This is a genomic window from Hydrogenophaga sp. NH-16 (assembly GCF_004006415.1).
GTDB lineage: Bacteria > Pseudomonadota > Gammaproteobacteria > Burkholderiales > Burkholderiaceae_C > Hydrogenophaga > Hydrogenophaga pseudoflava.
This window is the reverse complement of the sequence record NZ_CP029344.1, coordinates 1,435,861-1,460,934: the sequence shown is the minus strand read 5'-3', so window position 1 is coordinate 1,460,934 and position 25,074 is coordinate 1,435,861. Positions and strand designations below refer to the sequence as shown.

General features: G+C 69.6%; 23 protein-coding genes and 2 pseudogenes. 12 read left to right on the top strand and 13 right to left on the bottom strand.

Annotated elements, in window-relative coordinates; translation table 11 throughout:
- Nucleotides 1–16 precede the first annotated feature (16 nt).
- Together DD542_RS07070 and DD542_RS23710 are read left to right on the top strand one after the other, a co-directional pair.
- Nucleotides 17–1,294 carry a glycerophosphodiester phosphodiesterase family protein gene (locus DD542_RS07070; protein WP_164868361.1) on the top strand — a complete coding sequence of 426 codons (1,278 nt, stop codon included), beginning with the start codon at nucleotides 17–19 and terminating at the stop codon, nucleotides 1,292–1,294.
- Between the two features lie 45 nt (nucleotides 1,295–1,339).
- Nucleotides 1,340–1,477 (top strand): annotated as a pseudogene (locus tag DD542_RS23710) (HD family phosphohydrolase); the annotation flags it as partial.
- Nucleotides 1,478–1,486: 9 nt separating this feature from the next.
- Here the strand turns inward: DD542_RS23710 and DD542_RS07065 are convergent.
- On the bottom strand, nucleotides 1,487–2,740 hold the full coding sequence (locus tag DD542_RS07065) for a D-amino acid dehydrogenase (protein WP_127804707.1): 1,254 nt from the start codon (nucleotides 2,738–2,740) through the stop codon (nucleotides 1,487–1,489).
- A 211-nt stretch (nucleotides 2,741–2,951) separates the two neighbouring features.
- Here DD542_RS07065 and DD542_RS07060 point away from each other — a divergent pair, with 211 nt between their 5' ends.
- Complete coding sequence (locus tag DD542_RS07060; RefSeq protein WP_127804705.1) at nucleotides 2,952–4,493, top strand: sigma 54-interacting transcriptional regulator; 1,542 nt, start codon at nucleotides 2,952–2,954, stop codon at nucleotides 4,491–4,493.
- Between the two features lie 66 nt (nucleotides 4,494–4,559).
- Here DD542_RS07060 and DD542_RS07055 read toward each other — a convergent pair whose 3' ends face one another.
- Nucleotides 4,560–5,450, bottom strand: coding sequence for a Tim44-like domain-containing protein (locus DD542_RS07055; protein WP_127804703.1), 891 nt, complete (start codon nucleotides 5,448–5,450; stop codon nucleotides 4,560–4,562).
- A 115-nt stretch (nucleotides 5,451–5,565) separates the two neighbouring features.
- Complete coding sequence (locus DD542_RS07050) at nucleotides 5,566–7,152, bottom strand: Na/Pi symporter (RefSeq protein ID WP_127804701.1); 1,587 nt, start codon at nucleotides 7,150–7,152, stop codon at nucleotides 5,566–5,568.
- 187 nt (nucleotides 7,153–7,339) lie between these two features.
- Here DD542_RS07050 and DD542_RS07045 point away from each other — a divergent pair, with 187 nt between their 5' ends.
- From DD542_RS07045 to DD542_RS07005, 9 genes and pseudogenes are all read left to right on the top strand, one after another.
- On the top strand, nucleotides 7,340–8,011 hold the full coding sequence (locus DD542_RS07045; protein WP_127804699.1) for a TetR/AcrR family transcriptional regulator: 672 nt from the start codon (nucleotides 7,340–7,342) through the stop codon (nucleotides 8,009–8,011).
- Nucleotides 8,008–8,897, top strand: a pseudogene (locus tag DD542_RS07040) (SDR family oxidoreductase). The gene DD542_RS07045 and the pseudogene DD542_RS07040 overlap by 4 nt, the downstream one beginning before the upstream one ends.
- Nucleotides 8,894–10,513, top strand: coding sequence for a carboxyl transferase domain-containing protein (locus tag DD542_RS07035; RefSeq protein ID WP_127804697.1), 1,620 nt, complete (start codon nucleotides 8,894–8,896; stop codon nucleotides 10,511–10,513). Before DD542_RS07040 ends, DD542_RS07035 begins: the two are co-directional and overlap by 4 nt.
- 34 nt (nucleotides 10,514–10,547) lie before the next feature.
- Nucleotides 10,548–11,720 (top strand): acyl-CoA dehydrogenase family protein, encoded by a 1,173-nt coding sequence (locus tag DD542_RS07030; protein WP_127804695.1) that lies wholly within the window; start codon nucleotides 10,548–10,550, stop codon nucleotides 11,718–11,720.
- 11 nt (nucleotides 11,721–11,731) lie between these two features.
- Nucleotides 11,732–12,529, top strand: coding sequence for an enoyl-CoA hydratase-related protein (locus DD542_RS07025; protein ID WP_127804693.1), 798 nt, complete (start codon nucleotides 11,732–11,734; stop codon nucleotides 12,527–12,529).
- Nucleotides 12,526–14,448 (top strand): biotin carboxylase N-terminal domain-containing protein, encoded by a 1,923-nt coding sequence (locus DD542_RS07020; RefSeq protein WP_127804691.1) that lies wholly within the window; start codon nucleotides 12,526–12,528, stop codon nucleotides 14,446–14,448. The genes DD542_RS07025 and DD542_RS07020 overlap by 4 nt, the downstream gene beginning before the upstream one ends.
- Entirely contained in the window at nucleotides 14,445–15,611 is a 1,167-nt protein-coding gene (locus tag DD542_RS07015) for an acyl-CoA dehydrogenase family protein (protein WP_127804689.1), read from the top strand. Before DD542_RS07020 ends, DD542_RS07015 begins: the two co-directional genes overlap by 4 nt.
- The gene (locus DD542_RS07010) at nucleotides 15,608–16,093 is read left to right on the top strand and encodes a thioesterase family protein (protein WP_127804687.1); all 486 of its coding nucleotides are present in this window, start codon (nucleotides 15,608–15,610) and stop codon (nucleotides 16,091–16,093) included. The genes DD542_RS07015 and DD542_RS07010 overlap by 4 nt, the downstream gene beginning before the upstream one ends.
- Nucleotides 16,094–16,097: 4 nt before the next feature.
- On the top strand, nucleotides 16,098–16,508 hold the full coding sequence (locus DD542_RS07005) for a hypothetical protein (protein ID WP_127804685.1): 411 nt from the start codon (nucleotides 16,098–16,100) through the stop codon (nucleotides 16,506–16,508).
- Nucleotides 16,509–16,597: 89 nt separating this feature from the next.
- Here DD542_RS07005 and DD542_RS07000 read toward each other — a convergent pair whose 3' ends face one another.
- The 10 genes from DD542_RS07000 to DD542_RS06955 form a co-directional block, all read right to left on the bottom strand.
- On the bottom strand, nucleotides 16,598–17,245 hold the full coding sequence (locus tag DD542_RS07000; protein ID WP_127804683.1) for a SagB/ThcOx family dehydrogenase: 648 nt from the start codon (nucleotides 17,243–17,245) through the stop codon (nucleotides 16,598–16,600).
- A 140-nt stretch (nucleotides 17,246–17,385) separates the two neighbouring features.
- Complete coding sequence (locus DD542_RS06995; RefSeq protein ID WP_241559707.1) at nucleotides 17,386–17,706, bottom strand: hypothetical protein; 321 nt, start codon at nucleotides 17,704–17,706, stop codon at nucleotides 17,386–17,388.
- 254 nt (nucleotides 17,707–17,960) lie between these two features.
- Nucleotides 17,961–18,356, bottom strand: a complete 396-nt coding sequence (locus tag DD542_RS06990) for a DUF2784 domain-containing protein (RefSeq protein WP_066153663.1) — start codon at nucleotides 18,354–18,356, stop codon at nucleotides 17,961–17,963.
- Nucleotides 18,357–18,396: 40 nt separating this feature from the next.
- The gene (locus DD542_RS06985) at nucleotides 18,397–19,017 is read right to left on the bottom strand and encodes a YdeI/OmpD-associated family protein (protein WP_127804681.1); all 621 of its coding nucleotides are present in this window, start codon (nucleotides 19,015–19,017) and stop codon (nucleotides 18,397–18,399) included.
- A gap of 44 nt (nucleotides 19,018–19,061) precedes the next feature.
- Nucleotides 19,062–19,397 (bottom strand): monovalent cation/H(+) antiporter subunit G, encoded by a 336-nt coding sequence (mnhG, locus tag DD542_RS06980; protein WP_066153657.1) that lies wholly within the window; start codon nucleotides 19,395–19,397, stop codon nucleotides 19,062–19,064.
- A gap of 2 nt (nucleotides 19,398–19,399) precedes the next feature.
- Nucleotides 19,400–19,675, bottom strand: coding sequence for a K+/H+ antiporter subunit F (locus DD542_RS06975; protein ID WP_127804679.1), 276 nt, complete (start codon nucleotides 19,673–19,675; stop codon nucleotides 19,400–19,402).
- Entirely contained in the window at nucleotides 19,672–20,160 is a 489-nt protein-coding gene (locus tag DD542_RS06970) for a Na+/H+ antiporter subunit E (protein WP_127804677.1), read from the bottom strand. The genes DD542_RS06975 and DD542_RS06970 overlap by 4 nt, the downstream gene beginning before the upstream one ends.
- Nucleotides 20,157–21,734, bottom strand: a complete 1,578-nt coding sequence (locus tag DD542_RS06965) for a monovalent cation/H+ antiporter subunit D (protein ID WP_241559775.1) — start codon at nucleotides 21,732–21,734, stop codon at nucleotides 20,157–20,159. Before DD542_RS06965 ends, DD542_RS06970 begins: the two co-directional genes overlap by 4 nt.
- A 62-nt stretch (nucleotides 21,735–21,796) precedes the next feature.
- Nucleotides 21,797–22,141 (bottom strand): Na+/H+ antiporter subunit C, encoded by a 345-nt coding sequence (locus DD542_RS06960; protein WP_066153648.1) that lies wholly within the window; start codon nucleotides 22,139–22,141, stop codon nucleotides 21,797–21,799.
- Entirely contained in the window at nucleotides 22,129–25,050 is a 2,922-nt protein-coding gene (locus tag DD542_RS06955; protein ID WP_127804674.1) for a monovalent cation/H+ antiporter subunit A, read from the bottom strand. Before DD542_RS06955 ends, DD542_RS06960 begins: the two co-directional genes overlap by 13 nt.
- Nucleotides 25,051–25,074 lie beyond the last annotated feature (24 nt).

The window sequence follows — 25,074 nt, the reverse complement described above, 5'->3', positions numbered from 1 at the left end:
ACCGGAGGGAATCCCCATGTCGTTCCTGTCCCGTCTCCTGGGTCTGGCCCTGCTGGGCCTGACCGCCTCGATGGCGCTGGCCCAGTCGCCCGCCGCGGCCCATCGCCACGCCTCTCATGGCAGCGCCGAGCGGCCTTCGCATGTGCAGCTCGGCCCGCGCCCGTTCTTCCTGGTCGACGACATGGCCGACGGTCCGCTCAAGCGCGAACTGCAGCGCTGCGCCAAGCGCGGCGACTTCACGCCGCGCGACTTTTCCATTGGCCACCGCGGCGCCGCCATGCAGTTCCCCGAGCACACGCGGGAGTCGTACACGGCCGCCGCGCGCATGGGCGCCGGCATCGTGGAATGCGACGTCACCTTCACCAAGGACAAGGCGCTGGTCTGCCGCCATGCGCAGAACGACCTGCACACGACCACCAACATCCTGGTCACGCCGCTGGCCGCCAAGTGCACCCAGCCCTTCGTGCCCGCCGTGCTCGACGCCGACGGCAAGGTGGTGACACCGGCCAAGGCCGAGTGCCGCACCAGCGACATCACGCTCGCCGAGTTCAGGACCCTGCGCGGCAAGATGGACGCCTTCAACCCGGCCGCCCGCACGCCCGAGCAGTACCTGGGCGGCACGGCCAACTGGCGCACCGACCTTTACTCGGGGCCGAGCAGCGGCACGCTGATGACCCACGCCGAGTCGATCGAGCTGTTCAAGCAACTGGGCGTGAAGATGACGCCCGAGCTCAAGAGCCCGAGCGTGGCGATGCCGTTCGACGGCTTCACGCAGCAGGCCTATGCGCAGAAGATGATCGACGAGTACAAGGCCGCCAAGGTGCCGCCGCGCGACGTGTTCCCGCAGTCCTTCGACATCGGCGACGTGCTGTACTGGGTGAACAACGAGGCCTCGTTTGGCAAACAGGCGGTGTACCTGGACGACGCCAATTCGGTCGCGGACCTGCCCGACCTCAAGACCCTGGCGGGCTACAAGTCACAGGGCATCCACTTCTGGGCGCCACCCACCTTCGCGCTGCTGGCCGCCGAGGGCGGCAAGATCGTCCCCTCACAGGCCGCGAAGGACGCCAGGGCCGCGGGTCTGGGCCTGATCACCTGGACGCTGGAGCGCTCGGGCATCCTGGCCGACGGCAACAACGGCTGGTACCACCAGACCTTCGACAGCGCGGTGAAGACCGAGGGCGACATGCTGCAGGCGCTGCACGTGCTGGCCAAGGAGGTGGGGGTGGTCGGCGTGTTCTCCGACTGGCCGGCCACCACCACCTTCTATGCCAACTGCATGAACCTGCGCTGAGCGCGCGCCGGGCGACACCGAGGGCGCTGCCCGACCGGGTGCTGCTACGACAACCCGGCCTTCGACCCGGCGATGGAGGCGCTGCCGCTGAGCCACTTCGAGCCCATGCTGCGCCGGCTGATGGCGGTGCCGAAGAGCTCGGTCTACAAGGCCGCCCTGCCGGTCGGGAAGACCACCGCCTGAGGCCGGCGGTCAGTCGTAGCGCGCGACGGTCAGGCCTTCCATGCTGATCTCCGGCGTGCGGCCGGCGATCAGGTCGGCCATCACGCGGCCGGTGCCGGTGGCCATGGTCCAGCCCAGCGTGCCGTGGCCGGTGGACAGCAGCAGGTTGTCGTACCTGCATGCGCCGACGATGGGCGTGCCGTCCGGCGTCATGGGGCGCAGGCCGGTCCAGAACTCGGCCTTGGCCACGTCGCCACCCTTGGGGAACAGGTCGGTGACCACGAACTCCAGCGTCTTGCGCCGGCTGTCGTTGAGTTCGAGGTCGAAGCCGGACAGTTGGGCCGTACCGCCCACGCGGATGCGGTCGCCCAGCCGTGTGACGGCGACCTTGTGGGTCTCGTCCATGATGGTCGACTCGGGTGCCTTGTGGGCGTTGGTGATGGGCACGGTGATCGAGAAGCCCTTGACCGGGTAGACCGGGATGTGAATGCCCAGCGGCGCCAGCATGGCGGTGGAGTAGCTGCCCAGCGCGAGCACGTAGCGGTCGGCGGTCTTGAGGCCTTCGCTGGTGCGCACGCCGGTGATCTGGTGGCCGTTGCGCTCCAGCGCGTCGATGCTGACGCCGAAGCGGAACTTCACGCCCAGCGCCGTGGCCTTCTCGGCCAGCGCGTTGGTGAACTTGAAGCAGTCGCCGGTCTCGTCGCCGGGCAGGCGCAGCGCGCCGACGAACTTCTCCTGCACGTCGGCCAGCGCCGGCTCGTACTGCAGGTAGCCGGCGCGGTCGAGCACCTGGTAGGGCACGCCGTATTCCTTCAGGATCTCGATGTCCTTGCCGGTGCCGTCGAGCTGCTTCTGGGTGCGGAACAGCTGCAGCGTGCCCTGCTCGCGGTGGTCGTACTGAATGCCGATGTCGGCGCGCAGTTCCTTCAGGCAGTCGCGGCTGTATTCGGCCAGCCGCACCATGCGGCCCTTGTTGACCTGGTAGCGCGCCTCGGTGCAGTTGCGCAGCATCGACAGGCCCCAGCGCCACATGGCCGGGTCGAGCATGGGTTTGATGACCAGCGGGCTGTGGTGCATCAGCAGCCACTTGATGGCCTTCACCGGCACGCCCGGGCCGGCCCAGGGCGCGGAGTAGCCGGGCGAGACCTCGCCCGCGTTGGCGTAGCTGGTCTCCAGCGCCGGGCCGGGCTGGCGCTCGATCACCTCGACCTCGTGGCCGTCGCGCGCCAGGTAGTACGCGATGGTGGTGCCGATGACACCGCTGCCCAGAACCAGTACCCGCATGTTGTTCTCCGATGAGGCCCGCGGCGCGATGGCGCCGCTGGTGGCCCGATGCAATGCGTTTTGCAAGCGCCGTGCCACCGGGCGCGTGATCGCAAGTGCTTGATCTGAAAAGAAAAGTAACTGGAGTCTTATCAAGTTGGATTGAAATCGTTACGGAAGAGGGGTGCAGGTGGATTGAAATAAATACAATGGATCGAAACCGATACACACCATGCGCATCGACGTCCACTTCACCGACCGGGTCGGCATTGCCCAGGAAATCCTCGCCGCGCTCGCCAGCCGCGCGCTCAACGTCTCGGCGGTCGAGGTCGAGCCGCCGCACATCTATATAGAAGCGCCCACGCTCGGCGCCGACGACCTGGCCGCGCTGCGCGAGCCGCTGCTGCGGGTGGCGGGTGTGCTCTCGGTGGCCGAGCTGGAGATGCTGCCGGGCGCGCGGCGGCGGCTCTACCTGGACGCGCTCATGGCCTCGCTCACCGACCCGGTGCTCGCGGTCGACGGACGTGGCGTGGTGGTGCTGGCGAACGCGGCGGCGGTGGCGGTGTGCGGCATGCCCGAGGCCGAGCTGGCCGGCCGCTCACTGCGCGAACTCACGGGCGATGCCGCGCTGGTGGACGCGCTGGTGGCGCAGGGCGCGCGCTTGCCGGTGAGCGAGGTGCAGGTGGGCGGGCAGCGCTTCCTGATGGAGACCGTCGCGTTGCACGACGCGGGCGGCAGCGTGGCCGGCGCGGTGCTGACGCTGCACGCGCCGCAGCGCCTGGGCGAGCGCATCAGTGCGCTGCAGAACCACGGCGCGGGCGGTTTCGAGGCGATCCTGGGGCAGTCGCCCGCGATCCGCGCACTCAAGCAGCGCGCCATGCGCATGGCCCAGGTGGATGCGCCGCTGCTGATCCGCGGCGAGACCGGCACCGGCAAGGAACTGGTGGCCCAGGCCTGCCACGCCGGCAGCCCACGCCGCGACCAGCCCTTCTTCGCGCTCAACTGCGCGGCCCTGCCCGAGAGCCTGGCCGAGAGCGAGTTGTTCGGCTATGCCAGCGGCGCCTTCACCGGCGCGCTGCGCGGCGGCCGGCCGGGCCTGCTGGAGCTGACCGACGGCGGCACGCTGTTCCTCGACGAGGTGGGCGAGATGTCGCCCTACCTGCAGGCCAAGCTGCTGCGCTTCCTCAACGACGGCAGCTTCCGCCGCGTCGGTGGCGAGCGCGACCTCAAGGTCAATGTGCGCATCATCAGCGCGACCCACCGCGCGCTGGAGGACATGGTGGCCAGCGGCGCGTTCCGCCAGGACCTGTTGTTCCGGCTGGACGTGCTGCAGCTGAACCTGCCGCCGCTGCGCGAGCGCACCGAGGACATCCTGCCGCTGGCGCAGGTGTTTCTCGAACGCGCCTGTGCGCAGATCGGCCGGCCCAGGGCGCGGCTCAGCCGCGCGGCCGGCGAGGCGCTGCTGGCCAATCCCTGGCACGGCAATGTGCGGCAGCTGCAGAACGTGGTGTTCCGCGCGGTCACGCTGAGCGACGCGGCGGTGATCGACGTGCCGGCGCTGGAGCTGGCCGGGGCCGACGTGAGCGCGGTGTCGACGGCCGCCGTGCAGGAGGAGGTGACGACGCTGGAAGAAGCGGTGGCCGGCTTCGAGCGCGGGCTGCTGCAGCGCCTGCTGCCCGACCACCCGAGCACGCGCAAGCTGGCCGAGCGCCTGGGCACCTCGCACTCGGCCATCGCCGCGCGGCTGCGGCGTTATGGTCTCAAGGCCCCTTGAAAGGGCGAAAAAAAGCCCCGGCGGTGGGCCGGGGCAAGCGAGGAGTTCTCGTGGAACAACAATCGGTCAGGCGCCTTGCTGGATGCCTGCGAGGATCCAGCCGCCGTTGCCCTGGTGCGGCTTGGTCAGGTGCCAGATTTCGTCGACCGGGCTGGTCACGCCGTCTTCGCGCAGCTCGCCGGTGAAGCGCACGCTCACCACGTACAGGGCGTCTTCTTCGGCCACTTCCAGCACCTGGGCGTTGAGGCTCAGCACGTCGGTGTGCTGGGTGGCGCCGTTGCGGTCGCGGATGTCCATCTGCAGCTCGGCAAACATCTCCGGCGAGGTGAACTGGCGGATGTCGTCCAGGTTGCCGGTGTCATTGGCCGCCTGCAGGCGGATGTAGTTCACCTTGGCGTTGCGCTCGAAGGCGGCGACGTCGAAGTCGGCCGGGATGCGCGGCTGCGCGCCTTGCAGGTTGGCACCGATCATCGAGCCACCGGCGGCAGCGCCACCGGTCTGCACCGGGCTGGCGGGCATGCGGAAGGCGTTGTTCGAACCGCCCGCACCGGCTGCGGCACCGGCGTAGGCCATGCCGCCTTGCGACGCCGCGGCCCGCTTGCGCATGATGAAGCCGATCACCGCCAGAGCGGCCATCACCATCAGGCCGATCATCAGCATGTTGGCGAGTTCTTCACCGAAGCCCAGGTGCGAGGCCAGCGCGGCCAGGCCCAGGCCGGCGGCCAGACCGGCCACCGGGCCCATCCAGCTGCGCTTGGGCGCGGCGGCGGCACCGGCCGCGGCACCTGCGGCAGGTGCGGCGTTCGGCGAGGCATCGGGCGCCTTGGCGGGCGGGGTGGCCTGGCGCTGCATGCCCAGCGACTTGCCGCCGCCGATGCGCTTGGCCTCTGCGTCCATGTGGGCGGTGCCCAGGCCCAGCGTCAGCACGACGGCGAGCAGGGAAAGCAGTTTTTTCATGAGAAGTCTCCTGCTGAAGGAAATTGAAGAACGACTAGGGTAGCGACAATTCAATCCCGAAAAAGCATATAAACAGATAGATACCTTCTTAAAAAGAAGGAATTTATGCGATGGCTCAGGCCCGGTGGAGGGTCTGCTGCCGTGTGTGGGCCTTGACCGCCTGTTGCAGCGCGCGGCGCATCGCGCTGTACCGTTCCAGTGACGCCTCCATGTCCGCCAGCGGCACATGCCCCGCCGCCGCTGCGGCCAGCACCGTGGCCTTGAGGTGCTGGTAGGCGGCCTCCATGGGCAGGAGGTCGAGTGCAGGGCGGGGGCCCGGGACTACCCGGCCGTGTTCGGCCAGCAGGAAGGTGGCCGTGGACACGAAGCGCTGGTGCGCATCGGGCAGCCGGGGGTCCGCGGCGCCGGGTGGCACCAGCGGTGCGGAGACCCGCAACTGTTCGGCGCAGGTTTCGTAGTAGCGCAGGATGCGCAGCAGCTCCGCCAGGCGTTCGGTGGAGGCTGGTGTGAGTGCGCTGCGGCCCATGCGCTCCACAAAGCGCTCCACGGCGGCGTCGAGCTGCGAAAGCACCGTCTGGCCGCTGGCCAGCGCCTCGGGCGTGGCCACCTTCAGCACGGCGCCCGCCTGGTGCACGCACAGCTTGCCCAGGCGCGCGATCTCCTGCTCCAGCGCGTCCAGTGCCAGCGTGGGCACGGCCAGCACGTTGTCGTCCAGGAAGCGGGGCTGCGCCTCGTCCTCCTCCCGGGCGCGAAAGCGCTGCAGCAGCCAGTGCGTGAGGCGGTCGGCCAGCGGCCACATGAGCAGCACGCCCAGCAGATTGAATGTGGTGTGGAACAGCGCCAGCTTGGTGGCCGGGTCGGGTGGCAGCGACAGCGCTTCGCGTGCCGCCGACAGCGCGTCGACGAGCCAGGGCAGGAGCAGCAGTGCCACCGCGCCGGTGAGCAGGTTGAACAGCACGTGGGCGGCGGCCGTGCGGCGCGCGTTGGGGGTGGCGCCGATGCCGGCCAGGGCGGTGGTCACCGCGCTGCCAATGTTGGCGCCGATCACCACCGCGGCCGCGCCCTGGGGTCCGATCAGTCCGCTCTGGGCCGCGGTCAGGGTGATGGTCATGGCTGCGCTGGACGACTGCATCAGCACCGTCATCATCAGGCCGATGCCCAGCTGGGCCAGCACCGAGAGCGCGTCCGTGCCCTGCGGCAGGCTGATCTGCCCGGCCAGGCCCACGAACGCCTGCTGCAGCAGGCCGATGCCCAGGAACAGCAGCCCGAAGCCGGCCAGCGCCGTGCCCAGGGCGCCGCGGCGCTGGTGCTCGCCGCTCAGGCGCATCAACGCGCCCAGGCCCACCAGCGGCAGCGCGAGCGCCTCCATCCCGAACTTCAGACCCACCAGGGCCACGATCCAGCCGGTCATGGTGGAGCCCACGTTGGCACCGAACACCACCCACACCGCGGGCGCCAGCCCCAGCAGACCCGCGTTGACAAAGCCGATGGCGGCCACGCCCACCGCGGTGGACGATTGCACCAGGGCCGTCACCAGCACGCCGGTGCCCAGCGCATGCCAGCGGGTGCGCGTGGACTGGCTCAGGATGTTGTGCAGGGCCGGTCCGGCGACCAGCTTGAGGCCATCGGTCATCATGCCCATGCCCAGCAGAAACAGGCCCAGACCTCCGACCAGCGGACCGAGGGAAGACCAGAGGTTCATGGTGCGAGCAAACGGTGGGAGCGTCGGGTGGCGTGGGGTGGGCTCATGAATGAACGGCGCATCGGGTGGTGAGGTTCCGGGGATTGTGGGCGCTGGCGGGGGCAGATGTCGGGCCGGTGACAGCGAAGTCTATTTATACAAAGCAAATGCTTGCTAAAAATAAGAGCCGCTGCTAAGGTGCCTCCCCATGATCCCGGACACCCCCGACCACAGCACAGACCCGGCGCCCCGGCGCGCCCGCGGGCGACCCCGCAAGACCGCCGACGAGCGCGACGACGGCAACCGCCGCCAGGACCTGCTGCGCGCCGCGGCCCGCCTGTTCCGCCAGCAGGGCTTTGCCGCCACGAGCACGCGCGACATCGCGGCCGCCGCAGGCATGCGCTCGGGCTCGCCCTTCTACCACTTTGAAAACAAGGAGGCGCTGCTGGCCGCCGTGATGCTTGAAGGCATGCAGCGCGCCACCGGGCGCCAGGCCGGTGCCATGCACGCCGCGGTCGCCGCCGCGGGCCAGACGCTGAGCGCGCGCGAGTGCCTGCGTGTGCTGGTGCGCAACCACCTGGAGGTGCTGCTGGGTGCAGAGAGCGACTTCATCCCGGTGATGCTCTACGAGTGGCGCTCCTTGTCCGAGGTGCAGCGCCAGGCGGTCAACGAGCTGCGGCGCGGGTACGAGGCCGTCTGGGTGCCGGTGCTGCAGGCGCTGCACGACAGCGGCGAGCTGCAGGGCGACCCGAGCCTGGCGCGGCTGATGATCTTCGGCGCGCTCAACTGGGCGGTGCAGTGGTTCGAGCCGGGCCGCCGGTCTTCGCTCGACGACCTGACCGAGGCGGCGCTGCAACTGTTCTTGAAGGAAGCCATATGAGCGGTCCCTACCGGTCGGTGTTCCGCGACGGCCTGTTCGCCGGTCGCGTGGTGATGGTCACGGGTGGCGGCTCGGGCATCGGCCGCTGCACCGCGCACGAGCTGGCCCGGCTGGGTGCCATGGTGGTGCTGGTGGGCCGCAACCCCGAGAAGCTGCAGGCCACGGCCATCGAGATCGCCGACGACGGCGGCCGCGCCAGCTTCCACGTCTGCGACATCCGCAACGAAGCCGGCGTCAAGGCCATGGTGGCGGACGCCGTGCAGGCCCACGGCCGCATCGACGCCCTGGTCAACAACGCGGGCGGCCAGTACATCACGCCGCTGGAGAAGATCAGTGCCAAGGGCTGGCAGGCGGTGATCGACACCAACCTGACCGGCGGCTTCCTGGTGGCGCGCGAGTGCTACCTGCAGAGCATGGCGGCGCAGGGCGGCGCCATCGTGAACATCGTCGCGGACATGTGGGGTTCGATGCCCGGCATGGGCCACAGCGGCGCCGCCCGCATGGGCATGGTGAGCTTCACCGAGACCGCCGCGATGGAGTGGGCGAAAAGCGGCGTGCGCGTGAACGCGGTCGCACCGGGCTACATCGCCTCCAGCGGCATGGACCATTACCCGCCCGAGGCCGGGCCGATGCTGCGCGAGATGCGCCAGACCGTGCCGCTGGGCGCTTCGGCAACGAGGCCGAGACCTCGGCCGCCATCGTCTTTCTGCTCTCGCCCGCGGCCAGCTTCATCAGCGGCACGGTGTTGCGTGTGGACGGCGCACGGCCCCAGGTGCGCATGGGCTGGGGGCAGGTCGCCGCACCGGCCGAGGTGCAGCAGCGCGACGCGGTGAAACCTTTCGACGGTTTCCACCGCGCGGTCACGCCCAAGGTGTTCCAGTCATGAGCTTTGCGTCGAATTTCAACCCGCACAGCGAACAGGCCGCGCAACGCCGCGACGCCCTGCTGGCGCGCATCGCCCAGCTGCGGGCGCTGGAAGACCGCGCCGCGGCCGCTTCGGCCCTGTCGGCGCCGGTGTTCCACAAGCGCGGGCAGCTGCTGCCGCGCGAGCGCGTGGGCCTGCTGCTGGACCCGGGCGCGCCGTACCTGCCGCTGTGTTCGCTGGCCGGTTTCCTGCAGGACACGAAGGACCCGGAGAAGTCCGTGCCCGGCGGCGGCATGCTGGCTGGCATCGGCTTCATCGGCGGCGTGCGCTGCATGGTGGTGGCCAGCGACTCGGGCATCGAGGCCGGTGCGATCCAGGCGCGCGGGCTGGAGAAGATCCTGCGGGTGCAGGAGATGGCGCTGGAGAACCGGCTGCCTTTCGTGCACCTGGTCGAGAGCGCGGGCGCGAACCTGATGAAGTACCAGGTCGAGGGCTTCGTGCTCGGCGGCGGTCTGTTCCGCAACCTCGCGCGCCTCTCGGCGGCGGGCCTGCCGGTCATCACGGTGCAGCACGGGTCGGGCACCGCCGGTGGCGCCTACATGCCGGGCCTCTCGGACATCGTGATCATGGTGCGCGGCCGCTCGCGCGCCTTTCTCGCCGGGCCGCCGCTGCTCAAGGCCGCCACCGGCGAGATCGCCACCGAAGAGGAGTTGGGCGGTGCCGAGATGCACACCACGGTGTCGGGACTGGGCGAGCACCTGGCCGAAGACGACCGCGAGGCCCTGGGCCTGGCGCGCGACATCGTGGCGCGCACCGGCTGGCAGATGCCTCAGCGACCGACGGCGCCCGAACCCCGTTTAGACGCCGAGGACCTGCTGTCCCTGATGCCCGCGCACCACCGCGAACCGGTGGACATGCGCGAGGTCATGGCCCGCATCACCGATGGCTCCGACATCCTTGAGTTCAAGGCGCTCTACGGCGCCGCCACGGTCTGCGCCCAGGCGCACATCGGCGGCCACGCGGTCGGCATCATCAGCAACAACGGTCCCATCGACGTGGCCGGCGCGAACAAGGCCACGCACTTCATCCAGTGGATGTGCCAGCTCGGCCACCCCATCGTCTACCTGCAGAACACCACCGGCTACATGGTCGGCAAGGACAGCGAGCAGGCCGGGATGATCAAGCACGGCAGCAAGATGATCCAGGCGGTGACGAATGCGACGGTGCCGCAGATCACCATCCAGTGCGGCGCCAGTTTCGGTGCGGGCAACTACGGCATGTGCGGCCGCGGTTACGCGCCGCGCTTCCTGTTCAGCTGGCCCAACGCGCGCACCGCGGTCATGGGCGGCGAGCAGGCCGCAAAGACCATGCAGATCGTGGCCGAGGCCGGCATGGCGCGCAAAGGCATTCCCACCGACACGCCCGAGGTGCAGGCGCAGATGAAGGCGCAGTACGACGCCATCGTGCAGAAGTTCGAGTCGCAGGCGGATGCTTTTTATACGAGCGGTCTGGTGCTGGACGACGGCGTGATCGACCCGCGCGACACCCGCGCCGTGCTCCGCTTCTGCCTGGACACCGTGGCCGAGGCGGCGTTGCGCCAGCCGAGGCCCACGCAGTTCGGTGTCGCGCGCATGTGACCACCGCATTCCAGACAACGACAGGAGACACGACATGCAGTTCACCCACGAACACCGCGAGATCCAGAAGACCCTCAAGCGCTTCATCGACGAGCAGATCAACCCGCACGTGGACGAATGGGAAGCGGCCGAGATGTTCCCGGCGCACGAGGTCTTCAAGCAGATGGGCCGGCTCGGCCTGCTGGGCCTGACCAAGCCCGAGGCCTACGGCGGCATGGGGCTGGACTACTCGTACAGCGTGGCCATGGCCGAGACGCTGGGCCACATCCACTGCGGCGGCGTGCCCATGGCCATCGGCGTGCAGACCGACATGTGCACGCCCGCGCTGGCGCGCTTCGGCAGCGAGGAACTCAAGGCGCAGTTCCTGGCGCCGGCCATCGCGGGCGACGCCGTGGGCTGCATCGGCGTGAGCGAACCCGGTGCGGGCAGCGATGTGTCGGCCATCAAGACCGTGGCGCGCAAGGACGGCGACGACTACGTCATCAGCGGCCAGAAGATGTGGATCACCAACAGCCTGCAGGCCGACTGGATGTGCATGCTGGTCAACACCAGCGAGGGCCCGGCGCACAAGAACAAGAGCCTGGTGATGGTGCCGCTGCGCGAGAACGGCAAGACCGTCAAGGGCTTCGAGGTCGGCCAGAAGATCAGGAAGATCGGCATGAACAGCAGCGACACCGGCCTGCTGTTTTTCGACGAGGTGCGCGTGCCGCAGCGCTACCGCATCGGCGCCGAGGGTGCGGGCTTCATCTACCAGATGCAGCAGTTCCAGGAAGAGCGCCTGTGGGCCGCGGCCAGTTGCATCCAGAGCCTCACCAACTGCATCCAGTGGACGGTGGAGTACGCGCAGGAGCGCCAACTGTTCGGCGCTTCGCTGGCCGACCAGCAGTGGGTGCAGTTCAAGCTGGCCGAGCTCAAGACCGAGGTCGAGAGCCTGCGCGCGCTGACCTACCAGGCCTGCGAGCACTACGTGGCCGGCGAGGACGTGACCGAGTGGGCCACCATGGCCAAGCTCAAGGCCGGGCGCCTGAACCGCCAGGTGCCCGACACCTGCCTGCAGTTCTGGGGTGGCATGGGCTTCACGTGGGACAACAAGGTCTCGCGCATGTACCGAGACGGGCGCCTGGCCTCCATCGGCGGCGGGGCCGACGAGGTGATGCTGGGCATCCTCACCAAGATGATGGGCATCGCCAAGCGCCCGGTGCACTGAAGGGGCGGGGCATGAGCAACTTTCTGGTGGTGCGGCAGGGCGACACCGAGCGCTGGACGCTCAACGACCCGGCCACGCGCAACGCGCTGTCCGACGGCATGGTGGTCGCCCTGTTCGGTGCCTGCCTGCGGGCCAAGGCCGACGCCAGTCTGCGCACGGTGGTGCTCACCGGCGGGGGCGGCGCCTTCTGCGCAGGCGGCAGCCTGGGGCATTTCGCCAGCGCCATCGGCCAGCCGCTGGCCGAGGGCGCACACGACCCGCTGGTCGACGCCAACCGCGCGTTCGGCGACGTGTTGCACGCGCTGACCGAACTGCCGCAGCTGCTGGTGGTGGCGGTGGACGGGCCGGCCATGGGCGGCGGCTTCGGACTGGCCTGCTGCGGCGACGTGGTGCTCGCCACGCAGCGCTCGGTGTTCGCCACGCCCGAGGTGACGCTGGGCCTGCCACCGGCGCAGATCGCGCCCTTCGTCTGGCGCCGCCTCGGCGACCGCGCCGCGCGCGACTGCCTGCTCTCGGGCAGGCACTTCAGCGCCAGCGAAGCGTGCGACCTGGGCCTGGTCAACGACGTGGTGGCCGACGGCGAGATGGAAGCGGCGCTGGCCGACACGCTGGCGCGCCACCGCCTGGCCGCACCCGGTGCCCTGGCCGCGACCAAGCAGCTGCTGCGCCGCCTGCACGGACCGCTGCCCGACCTGCGCGACGAAGCCGCCATCGCCTTTGCGTCGGCCCTGCGCGGGCCGGAGGCGGCCGCCGGCCTCAAGGCCTTTGTGCGCAAGCAGCCCGCACCGTGGGTGGAGGGGGGCGCATGAAGCGCCTGCTGATCGCCAACCGCGGCGAGATCGCGCGCCGCATCCTCCGCACCGCGCGCCGGATGGGCGTCGCGACCGTGGCGGTGTATTCCGACGCCGACCGCGACGCCTTGCACGTGCGCGAAGCCGACACGGCCGTGGCGCTGGGCGGCACGGCCTCGGCCGACAGCTACCTGCGTGTGGACAAGCTGATCGACGCCGCGCGCGCCAGCGGCGCCGACGCGGTGCACCCCGGCTACGGCTTCCTCAGCGAAAACGCCGACTTCGCGCAGGCCGTCATCGACGCCGGCCTCACCTGGGTCGGACCGCTGCCCGCCGCCATCCGCGCGCTGGGCAGCAAGTCCGCCGCCAAGGCGGTGGCGCTGGCACAGGGTGTGCCGGTGCTGCCGGGCTACTTCGGCGACGACCAGCGCGACGAGACCTTCGCGGCCGAGGCGCAGCGCATCGGCTACCCGGTCATGGTCAAGGCCGTGGCCGGTGGCGGCGGGCGCGGCATGCGCCTCGTGCACAGCGCCGAGCAACTGCCCGCCGCGCTGCAGAGCGCGCGGTCCGAAGCCCTGGCCGGTTTCGGCAATGGCGACCTGCTGATCGAACGTGCCTTGCTCAACCCGCGCCACGTTGAGGTGCAGGTGTTCGCCGACACCCACGGCCACTGCATCCACCTCGGCGAGCGCGACTGTTCGGTGCAGCGCCGCCACCAGAAGATCATCGAGGAGTCGCCCAGCCCGGCGGTCTCGCCCGAACTGCGCGCCGAACTCGGCCGCTGCGCGGTGGCGCTGGTGCAGGGCGCGGGTTATGTGGGCGCGGGGACGGTGGAGTTTTTGCTCGACGGCGACCAGTTCTTCCTGATGGAGATGAACACCCGGCTGCAGGTCGAGCACCCCGTCACCGAAACGCTCACAGGGTTGGACCTGGTCGAATGGCAACTCCGCATCGCGCGAGGCGAACCCCTGCCGCTGACGCAGGACCAGGTGCGGCTCCAGGGCCACGCCATCGAGGTCCGCCTCTGCGCCGAAGACGAGCGCTTCACCCCGCACGCCGGCACGGTGCAGCGCTTCGCCGAACCGACCCTCACCGATGGCCTGCGCTTCGACCACGCGCTCGAAGACGGCACGGTGGTCACGCCGCACTACGACGCCATGCTGGGCAAGCTGATCGCCCACGCGCCGACCCGCGACGAGGCCATCGCGAAGCTCGCGCAGTCGCTGGACGACACCGTGTTGCTCGGCCTGCCCAGCAACCGCGCCTTCCTCGCGACCTGCCTGCGCCACCCGGTGTTCGCTGCGGGCGAGGCCACCATCCCCTTCCTCGCGGAGCACGGCGACGGGTTGCGTGCCGCGCTCTGGCCACCACACGAAGCCTGTGTGGCCGCCGCACTGGCCGCGACCTGGCTGGGCCGTGCGGGCACCGATCTGCCCAGCCCGTTCGTGCGGCCGCTGCGCGTGAAGTTTGGAGAGACCACGCTGGACCTGACCGTACGGGAACTCGGCCACGGGGTGTTGCAGGTGCAGGCCGGTGAGCGTGAGCACACCGCGCACATCGGCCACGGGACGGTGGCGCTTGATGGCATCGCCCAGCCCGCGCTGGTGGTGCGCAAGGCCGACGGCCACTGCCATGTGCGCTGGGGCGCCCACGACTTGCCCCTGCAGGACCTGAGCCTGTCCGCCGCGCGGAGCGGTGGCCAGGGCCCCGCGGCGCGCGAACTGCGCTCGCCCTTCAACGGCAAGCTGGTGTCGCTCATGGTGCAGCCCGGCCAGCGTGTGGCGCGCGGGCAGGTGCTGCTGACCATCGAGAGCATGAAGATCGAACACCAGATCGCCGCACCGCGCGACGCAACCGTGTCCGGCGTGACCGTGGTGGCGGGGCAGCAGCTGGTACCGGCACAGGTGCTGCTGGTCTTTTCGGAAGAGGGCGCATGAGCACCGACACCTCGAGCGACTTCGACGCCGCCGACCTGGAGGCGCTGGTCGATACCGTGCGCCGGTTTGCACTGGAGCGGGTGCGCCCGAACCTCGACGCCTGGGAGGCCGCTGGCGAGATTCCGCGCGCGCTGTACCGCGAAGCCGCCGACCTCGGCCTGCTCGGCCTGGGCTACCCCGAGCATCTGGGCGGCACGCCCGCGCCCTGGCGCGCGCGCAACGCGCTGTCGCAGACCCTGGCCCGCCACGGCAGCAGCGGTGGCCTCATGGCCAGCCTGTTCTCGCTGAACATCGGCCTGCCGCCGGTGCTGGCGCATGGCGCGCCCGAGCTGCAGGCCGAGGTGGTGCCGCCCGTGCTGCGCGGCGAGCAGATCGCGGCGCTGGGCATCACCGAACCTGGCGGTGGATCCGACGTGGCCGCGCTGCGCACCACCGCGCGGCGCGAGGGCGACGAGTACGTGATCGACGGCGAGAAGGTCTTCATCACCTCCGGCCTGCGCTGCGACTGGCTCGCGCTCGCCGTTCGCACCGATGCTGGCAACAAGGGCGCCAGCGGCATCAGCATGGTGGTGGTGCCCATGGACCGGCCTGGCGTCTCGCGCAGCGCGCTGCAGAAGATGGGCTGGCACTGCTCTGACACCGCGCACCTGCGCTTCGATGGTGTGCGCGTGCCGGTGCGCTACCGGCTCGGCGAAGAAGGCGCAGGCTTCCGCATGATCATGGGCAACTTCAACGGCGAGCGCCTGGCCATGAGCGCCATGGCGCTCGGCTTTGCCCAGGCCTGCTACGACGAGGCGCTGGACTGGGCGCGCCAGCGCCAGACCTTCGGCGCCGCGCTCATCGAACGCCAGGTCATCCGCCACAAGCTCATGGACATGCGCATGCGCATCGAATCCACCCAGGCCTGGGTCGACGCCGTCACCGCGCGCGCCGACGCGGGCGACACAGGCCCGGACTGGGTGGCGCATGTCTGCCTGCTCAAGAACCACGCCACGCAGGCCATGCAGTTCTGCGCCGACGCCGCGGTGCAGATCCTCGGCGGCATGGGCTACATGCGCGGCACCGCCAGCGAACGCATCTACCGCGAGGTCAAGGTCATGATGATCGGCGGCGGCGCCGAAGAGATCATGAAAGAACTCGCCGCACGACAATCCGGACTATGACCAAAACCACCGCGCCCGCCCCCACCGAGTTCGAGACCGAGTTCATCGCCGGGCTCAAGGCCATCTTCGAAGAAAAAATCGTGTTCAACCAGGTGCTGGGCCTGAAGATCACCAGCCTGCTGCCTGATCGAGTGACCGCGCGCATCGACATGAAGCACGAGCTGATCGGCCACTACAGCCACAACCGCGTGCACGGCGGCGTCATCAGCGCCGGGCTCGACGCCATGGGCGGCCTGGCCTGCATGGCCGCCATCGGCGCGCGCCACATGGACGAAACGCCCGAACAGCGCCTGCACCGCTTCGCCAAGCTCGGCACCATCGACCTGCGCATCGACTACCTGCGCCCCGGCATCGGCGAGCACTTCGAACTCAGCGCCGAGGTGCTGCGCCTGGGCTCGCGCGTCGCGTCCACGCGCATGGAGTTCCGCGGGGCGGACGGCAAGCTGCTGTCCTGCGGCTCGGGCGCGTACATCGTGTCCTGAGGCCATGCCCCGCCGCAGGCCCCGACCGGCCGGGCGCCTCGGGCGCTGGGCGCGGTGGCTCTGGGCCTCGCCCAACACGCTGATCGGCCTCGCGCTCGGCCTGCTGCTGGTGCCGTTTGGCGCGCGCCTGCGCATCGTGGACGGCGTGATCGAGATCGCCGCGCGCCGCGCGCCACCCCGCCGCCGCTGGCCGTTCGCCGCCATCACCTTCGGCCACGTCGTGCTCGGCACCCATGCGCAGGAACTGCAACGCCTGCGCGCGCACGAGCGGGTGCATGTGCGGCAGTGCGAACGCTGGGGGCCGCTGTTTCTGCCGGCGTATCTGCTGGCTGGGGCGTGGCAGTGGATGCGCGGGCGGGATGCCTACTGGGACAACCCGTTCGAGGTGGAGGCGCGGCGGCTGGGAGGGGGATGAACCCCGTTGGGCGGTGTGAAGTCGCGGCCGTGCCGTCACGTCCCGGTTTCTGCTCCGCGGCGGTCATCCGGGTGCCACGCCAATGAAAATCAGCGCTTCGCGTGTCCCACCGTCTGCGTCAGCAGAATCTGCTGATCATTCGTCAACCCCATCGCTTTCGTCAGCGCATGGCGGTCAAACCAGGCCCGCACCACCGTGCCCAGCCCGTGCGAGGCACAAAACAGGTACACGTTCTGCGCCATGGCCCCCGCCGCCACCGAGGCGTAGGCCTCACGCTGCGCGGCGGGCACCATCTTCATGCGGCCGTGGTCCGCCACGTAGACCAGGTCCAGCGGCGCGTTGTCGACGAAGTCCTGGTAACCCGTCACACGGCGCACGTCTTCGGCCTTGATGAGCAGCAGCACGTGGCGTTGCGGCTCGTAGCGGTACAGGCCTTGCGGCAGCGCCACGTACAGGTCCACCTCCTGTGCGTTCATGGCCGAGGGCGAGGTGCGGCCGCCGTGCTCGGCACGGTTGATGCCGGCGGCGGCCCACAGCAGATCCGACAGGGTTGGCGGCTCCAGCGCGTCAGGGCGGAAGTCGCGTTGGGACTGGCGCTGTTGCAGGGCCTGCATCAAGGGCAGGCCGCCCGTGGTCCGTGCCGGGGGCAGCGCCATTTCTCCAAGCACCGCGCCGCTGGCGGGCTGGCCGTGCAGTTGCCCCAGCACACCCAGGGCGAGTTTGGTCAAGGTGTTCATGGTTTCCTCTCTGCAGAAATCAGGCATCCAGGCACAGGCGCCTGCCCGCCCTTGCCCACGACCATGCGGATGGCAAACATCCAGGTGCCAGAGAAGACCGGCGCGGGTACCACCCAGGAGGTTTCATCGTGTGCTTTTGTTCAGTCGCCGTCCAGGTGCGGGGGCGAGAGGCCTTCGGCCGGTTCACCGGTCTCGGGGTCGATCCAGTCCGAAATGCCAAGTTCACTCTCAGCCTCGCGCAGGCTCTCGCCAGGCTCGGGCGCTTCGAGGTCGGCAGCCTGCATGTCGGCCAACGCGTCCTCGTAGCTGCTGAAGGGGCCAATCTCCTGCTTGCCATCAGGGGCGGTCCTGTAATAACCGTCGGGCCGCTTGACGATCTGTTCCTCCACCGCATCCGCGGTTTCCGGCACGGCCTTCATCGCGGCGGTCTCGCGTTCCGTCAGGGGGGTCTTGCGCTTCATGCCTTGCACCTTCCTTCTCGGCTGTCGTTCCCAATCCGTCGGACCTCGTGATGGCGGTCCGCATGCTGCGTGCATCCACCCGGCGGCGCCGGCGTTTCTTGAGCCGCGTCAAACGATGTCGAGCATGCCTGAGTCGGCGCCATTGTCAAAGCTGGTGTTTCATCCACCCGCGGTGCCGGTCGGGAGCGCCGCCAGCCACGGGCAGCGCTGTCGGGTCATTGGCCTGTTCGGGCATTCCGGGCGCAGGCCGTGCGTCAGCCTGAGCGTGGCCGCACCCACCACCAGGCCACCGCCACCAGCAGGGCATACGCCGTGTAGGCCGCCTCGAACACCCACCAGGGTGCGTCCCAATACAGCAGGCGCGCGAGCCAGTGTTCGATGAAACCTTCCGGGTAGCCGCCTTGCCCGGCCAGGTGCCGCAGGTCCTGCTCCCACACGGTCAGCGGGCAGAGCTGGCCGAGCCAGGTCTGGGCAGCGATGAACAGGATCAGCCCCAGATGCGTGACACGCAGGCCTCGGTGGTGCACCCAGCGCCAGCCCCGCGCGCCGCCGATGAGCACCAGTGGAAGCAGCCCGACGACGAACAGCACCACGCCCGCATGCAGCGCCATCAGGGCGTCGGCGAGATGGGCTGCGGTGGCGGGGGTCATGGCCGTCGGTGCTGCGCCCGAAGCAGGACGAGAAAGGCTGTCAGCGCTCGTTCGCGCCCTTGCCCGCCAGGATGTGTGGGCGCGCCTTCTCGATCCGCGACACGCGCGTGGCCGCCGTTTTTGCCGAGCTCAGAAGTATCGCGTAGCTGCGCTGGCGGCCCGGGGTGAGGCGGTGGAAGGCCTCGGCCAGTTCGGGGTCGGCGTCCATCGCGTCGACCAGCTCGTCGGGCAGTTCCAGCGCCTGCACCACTTTCAGTGGGCGGATGCCGGCGTCGGCATAGGCCATGGCTTCGAGCAGGTAGGCGTGGATGGCGCTGGCCCGTTCTTCGACCTGCTCGGTGGCGGTGAACCGGATCGAGTCGGGGTGCTGCGTGTTGGGGCCTTGCCGCTCCAGCAGACCTTCGGGGTCTTTCATCAGCGCGGCGTTGAAGAAGTTGAGCCGGAAGTCGCCCTGCAGCGCACCGATGAGCGCGATGTTGCGCCCGGCGTGCATGTAGCAGGGGTGGCCCCATTTCACGGTTTCCACCAAGCCGGCCGAGCGGCAAAGGGCGCGCAGCGCAACCAGGCCGTCGTGCCACTGGTTGGCGGAGCAGGCGGGGGTGGCGAAACGCTCGCAGCGGCCGCAGCCCTTGGCAAAGAAGTCCTCGATGTCCGTGATCATGGGTGCGTCCTTCGTGGCTTGCCGGGCGGTGTGTGGTCGCGTGGTCAACGGCGCCGCTGGAGCGGCGCTGGCAGCGGGTCGCCGGCCTGGCGCCGGCGGAACAGTGCGGCGCGTGCCAGCACGATGGTCGTGACCGGGGCCGAGATCGACAGCACGATGATGATCAGCCAGACGTGCAGGCTCAGCCCCGCCCCGCGCGTGCTGAAGTGCACGATGGAGGCCAGGGTGACGATCCAGGCGCCAAGCGTGGACGCCAGGGCCGGTGCGTGCATGCGCAGGAAAAAGTCGGGCAGTCTCCACAGGCCGAGCGCGGCCACGAGGACCAGCACGCCGCTGGACACCAGCAGGACTGCCACCAGGATGTCGGCCAGGGGGGGCATGGTCAGATCACCTCCCCGCGCAGCAGGAACTTGGCCATGGCGACCGACCCGACGAAGCCGAACAGCACCATCACCAGGGCGCCTTCGAAGTACATCTCGCTGTCGTAGCGGATGGCCAGCACCAGCAGGACCAGCATGCCCACCACGTAGACGAAGTCCATCGCGAGCACGCGGTCCTGCGCGTGGGGGCCGCGGAACAGGCGCATCACGCCGACGGCCATGGCGACGGCGTAGAGAACCAGGGTGGTGGTGATTGCGATCGACAGCAGTGGACTCATTCGAAGATCTCCTTCAGCGGCTGTTCGTAGTCGGACTTGAAGTGCGCAATGAAGGTCGCCTCGTCGTCAAGATCGAACACATGGATCAGCAGCGCGCTGCGGTCGGGCGCGAGTTCCGACCACACGGTGCCCGGGATGACGGCGGTGATCATGGCCAGGGCCGCGAGGCCGTGCACATCGTGCAGGTCCAGCGGCACGGCCACAAACGCGCCGCGGGGCGGGCGGCTCTGCCCCCGCCACACACCGAACGCCACCTGCACCGCCGAACGCAGCACGTCGCGACCCACGCGCAGGATCAGGCGCAGCAGCACGCCCCAGCGCCGCAGGGGCCCGGGGCGAGGGCGCAGGGGCGCCATCAGCAGCGGCATCACCACGGCGACCACGAGGCCCAGCAGCACCTGGCCCAGGCTGAAGCTGCGGGTCAGCAGCAGCCAGCCGCCGAACAGGCCCAGCGAGAGCCAGGGCGATGGGAGCAGGTGCTTCATGGCGCACCTCCCGTCGCGCGGGGGACCGGCTGGGCACCCATCACCGCGTTGATGTAGAGGTCGGGGGCGTGCAGCCCCTCGGCCGCGGCCCGGGTGTAGGTGAGCGCGGTTTCGGCCTGCAGCACCATGGCCAGCGAGGCGGCCAGCAGGCCCGCAATCGGCAGGGTCTCGATCACGCGCAGGCGCGGCGGCGGTCGGTCCTGCGTGGTCCAGAAGTGGCGCATGCCCACCCGCATCAGCGACATGGCGGCGAACAGCCCCGAGAGGATCAGCAGCACGAACAGCGTCCAGGCCGCAGGCGTGCGCAGGTCGAGCAGCGCGGTGAGCATGGTCAGCTTGGCCACGAATCCGGACAGCGGCGGCAGCCCGGCCGTCACCATCGCCCAGACCGTGAAGGTGAGGCCCAGAAAAGCCAGTGCCGCCGGGATGGCGCGGCCGATGAGAGCCTCTTCATCGTCGTCGAGGTTGGTGCCAGGCGGCGGCTCGGCGTCGAAAAAGGCGGGCAGGGCGTAGTTGCCGTCGTCGACCTGCTGCGGGCCTGCTTCGACCTCGCGCGCACGATCCAGCAGTTCCACCAGCAGGAACAGCGCGCAGCCCGCCAGCGTGGAGCTGGCCAGGTAGAACAGCGCGCCGCCGCTGAGCGCCGGCGCATCGAAACCGATGGTGGCCACCAGCGTGCCCGAAGAGGCGATGACCGAGTAGCCCGCCAGCCGCGCCAGCTGCTGCGAGGCCAGCATGCCCACGGCCCCGAACACCAGCGTGGCGATTCCGCCCCAGACCAGCACCCCGCCGCCGAAGCCGGCCGAAGCGCCGGCGTCTGCCGGAAAACACAGCGTCCACAGACGCAGCACGGCGTACACGCCCACCTTGGTCAGGATGGCGAACACCGCCGCGGCCGGTGCGCTGGCCGCGGCATAGGCCGGTGGCAGCCAGAAGTTCAGCGGCCACAGACCGGCCTTGGCCAGGAAGGCGATCGCCAGGATGGCGGCCCCGGCGTGCAGCAGGCCGCGGTCGCTCGCGGGCACCGCCGGCAGCTTCTGCGCGATGTCGGCCATGTTCAGCGTGCCGGTGACGCCGTAGAGCACCGCCACGCCGATCAGGAACAGCAGCGAGGCGACCAAGTTGATGGTGATGTAGTGCAGGCCCGCGCGCACGCGCTCGCCCCCGCCGCCATGCAGCAGCAGGCCATAGCTGGCGGCCAGCAGCACCTCGAAGAAGACGAAGAGGTTGAACAGGTCGGCCGTCAGGAAGGCGCCGTACAGCCCCATCAGCTGCAGCTGGAACAGCACATGGAAGTACACCCCCGCGTGTTGCCAGCGCGCCAGCGCATACAGCAGCGAGGCCAGGCCCACGCAACCCGTCAGCACCACCATCAGGGCCGACAGCCGGTCCGCGACCAGCACGATGCCGAACGGCACGGACCAGTTGCCGGGCAGGTAGATGCCGAAGGCCGCCGGTGCATCGCGTCCGGCCACGTCCAGCAGCAAGGCGACGGCGATCACCAGCCCCAGGGCGGTGGACACCACGTTGGTCACGGCCTTCAGCCCGCGCCGGCCCTCGCCCAGCAGCAGCATCAGCGCGGCGGTGGCCAGCGGCAGCAGGATGGGCGCGACCAGCAGGTGGTTCAAACCTTCCGTCACAGGCGCTCCTCCTGGCCATCCACATGGTCGCCGCCGGACAGGCCGCGCAGCGCCAGCAGCACGACGAGGAACAGCGCCGTCGTCGCAAAGCCGATGACGATGGCCGTCAGCACCAGCGACTGCGGCAGCGGGTCGCTGTAGTTGACCAGGTCGGCCACCACGCCCGGCTTGACGATGGGCTCGCGGTCGATGGCCAGGCTGCCGACACTGAAGATGAACAGGTTGACCGCATAGGACAGCAGCGTCAGGCCGATCAGCACCTGGAAGGTCCGGGGCCGAAGGATCAGCCACACGCCCGCACTGGCCATCACGCCGATGGCGATCGAGATCACGGTTTCCATCCGGTGTCCTTTCTATCGTCGACGGCCACACCTTGCCGGCGGCGCGCGCGCAGCGACTGGTGGGCGATGGCGGTCAGCAGCAGCAGGGTCGAGCCCACGACGACCGCGAACACACCGAGGTCGAACAGGGCCGCCGTGGGCAGGTGCACCTCGCCGACCAGAGGCCAGGTCACGTGCGCGGTGTGGGTGGTCAGGAAGGGGTGTTCCAGTGCCAGGGAACCCAGCCCGGTGACCAGTGCGACCAGCAGGCCGGTGGCGATCCAGCGCGTGGGCAGCAGGTGCATCCGCGCCTCGACCCAGCGCGTGCCGCTGACCATGTACTGCGCGATGAAGGCAATCGCCACCACCAGTCCGGCGACGAACCCGCCGCCGGGTTCGTTGTGTCCGCGCATGAACAGGTGGAAGGCGAGCAGCCCGGCCACCGGCAGCAGCAGCCGCACCAGCACCGCCGGCACCTCCAGGTAGGGCGGCAGGTGGTCGTCGCCATCGCCGTCGCGATCGATCAGGTCGGCGCCGGCGGCATCGACGTGCACCTGTTGCTGCTCGGTCGGGTCCACCGTTTCGCGCGCCGGCCGGAAGCGGCGCAGCAGCGCATAGACCGTCAGGCCGACGATGCCGAGCACGGTGATTTCGCCCAGCGTGTCGAAGGCTCGGAAGTCGACCAGCATCACGTTGACCACGTTCGTTCCCCCGCCTTCGGGCAGCGCCTTCTCGATGAAGAACGGTGAAATCGACTGGGGCGCCTGGCGCGTCAGCAGTGCATACGACAGCGCCGACAGGCCGACACCGATCAGCACCGCGAGCAGCATGTCGCGGCGCCGGCGCCACCGGGTGTGCAGGACCGTGCGCGGGTCGTCCAGCTCCCGCCGCTTGGGCAGCCAGCGCAGGCCCAGCAGGAACAGGACCAGCGTGACGACCTCGACGGAGAGCTGCGTCAGCGCGAGGTCGGGCGCGGAGAACCACGCAAACGTGATGCACATCGCCAGGCCGACGACGCTGAGCATGGTCAGCGCGGCCAGCCGGTGGAACTTGGCCTGGTTGGCCGCCCCGATGGCGCAGGCGCCAGCGATCAGCCAGAGCAGCACGAATTCGGGCGTGGCCGGCACGCGCGCGCGGTCGCCCCAGGTCAGGGGCACGATCAGCGCCGAGCCCAGGCCGGCCAGGCCTGCGATCAGCAGCATCGCGAACAGCTGCGGCTGGAGTCGGCGGGTGCCGAGCCAGCGGGTCAGGTGCCTGGCCGCGCCCGAGGCGCGGGCCAGCCCGTTCTCGAACAGGCGCTTGCCGTCCAGCCGCTGCAGCAGCGGTGCGCCGCGCTGGCGGCGCTGCCTGAGGCGGCTGGCAAACCGCAGGTACACCAGCAGACCACCCACGGTGGCCACCAGGCTCATCACCAGCGGGGTGTTGAATCCATGCCAGACCGCAAGGCTGTACTCGGGCAGGGTGCCGCCGACCACCGGTTGCGCCGCCAGCGCGAGCACCGGCCCGATGGACCAGGCCGGCAGTGTGCCGACGACGACGCAGGCCAGCACGAGCAGCTCCACCGGCACGCGCATCCAGTGCGCCGGTTCGTGCGGATTGCGCGGCAGGCCCCGTGGCGGGGGGCCGAAGAACACGCCGTGGGCAAAGCGCAGCGAATACACCACCGCGAACACGCCGGCCAGTGTGGCCAGCGCCGGCAGGCCGTTCTCGATGACCGGGCTGGCGCTCACGAACACGGTTTCTGCAAAGAACATTTCCTTGGACAGGAAGCCGTTGAGCAGCGGCACACCGGCCATGGCCGCGCAGGCCACGATGGCCAGGGTGCCGGTGACAGGCAGGCTGCGCGACAGGCCCTGGAGGCGGCGCATGTCGCGCGTGCCGCTTTCGTGGTCGATGATGCCCACCGACATGAACAGCGAGGCCTTGAAGGTGGCGTGGTTCATCATGTGGAAAACCGCGGCCACCGCGGCCAGCGGGCTGTTCAGGCCCAGCAGCAGCGTGATCAGCCCCAGGTGGCTGATCGTCGAGTAGGCGAGCAGGCCCTTCAGGTCGTTCTGGAACATGGCCACGTAGCTGCCCAGCAGCAGCGTGACCAGGCCCGCACCGCCCACGATCCAGAACCACTCGTCGGTGCCGGAGAGCACGGGCCACAGGCGCGCCAGCAGGAACACGCCGGCCTTGACCATGGTGGCCGAGTGCAGGTAGGCCGAGACCGGCGTGGGCGCGGCCATCGCATGCGGCAGCCAAAAATGGAACGGGAACTGCGCGCTCTTGGTCAGCGCGCCCAGCAGCACCAGACACAGCGCCAGCGGATAGAGCGGGTGGGCGCGCACCAGATCGCCCGAGCGCAGCACCGCTTCAAGCTCGTGGCTGCCCACGATGTGCCCCAGTACCAGCACGCCGGCCAGCAAGGCCAGACCACCCGTGGCGGTGACGGTGAAGGCCATGCGCGCGCCGCGGCGGGCGTCCTTGCGGTGGGTCCAGTAGCCGATCAGCAGGAACGAGAACACGCTGGTGAGTTCCCAGAACACGACCAGCTGCACCAGATTGCCCGAAACCACGACGCCGAGCATGGCGCCCATGAAGCCCAGCAGCAGCGAATAGAAACGTGCGGCCGGGTCGTCGCTCGACAGGTAATAGCGCGCGTAGACGATGACCAGCAGGCCCATGCCGCTGACCAGCATCGCGAACATCCATGCGAAACCGTCGAGGCGGATGACGACATCGATGCCCAGGCTGGGCAGCCAGGCCAGGCGCTCGGTCACGACGGCGCCTGCGCTCACCGCCGGATACAGCCAGGCCACCTTCGCGCCAATCACCAGAGCGACGGCCGCGGCCCAGAGCGACACGATGTTGCGCGCGCTGGTGGGCAGCAGCGCAGCGACCAGGCTTCCGATGAATGGCAGGGACAGCAGCAAGAGCAACGACATGGTTGCGAGTCTACTGGCGGCTCA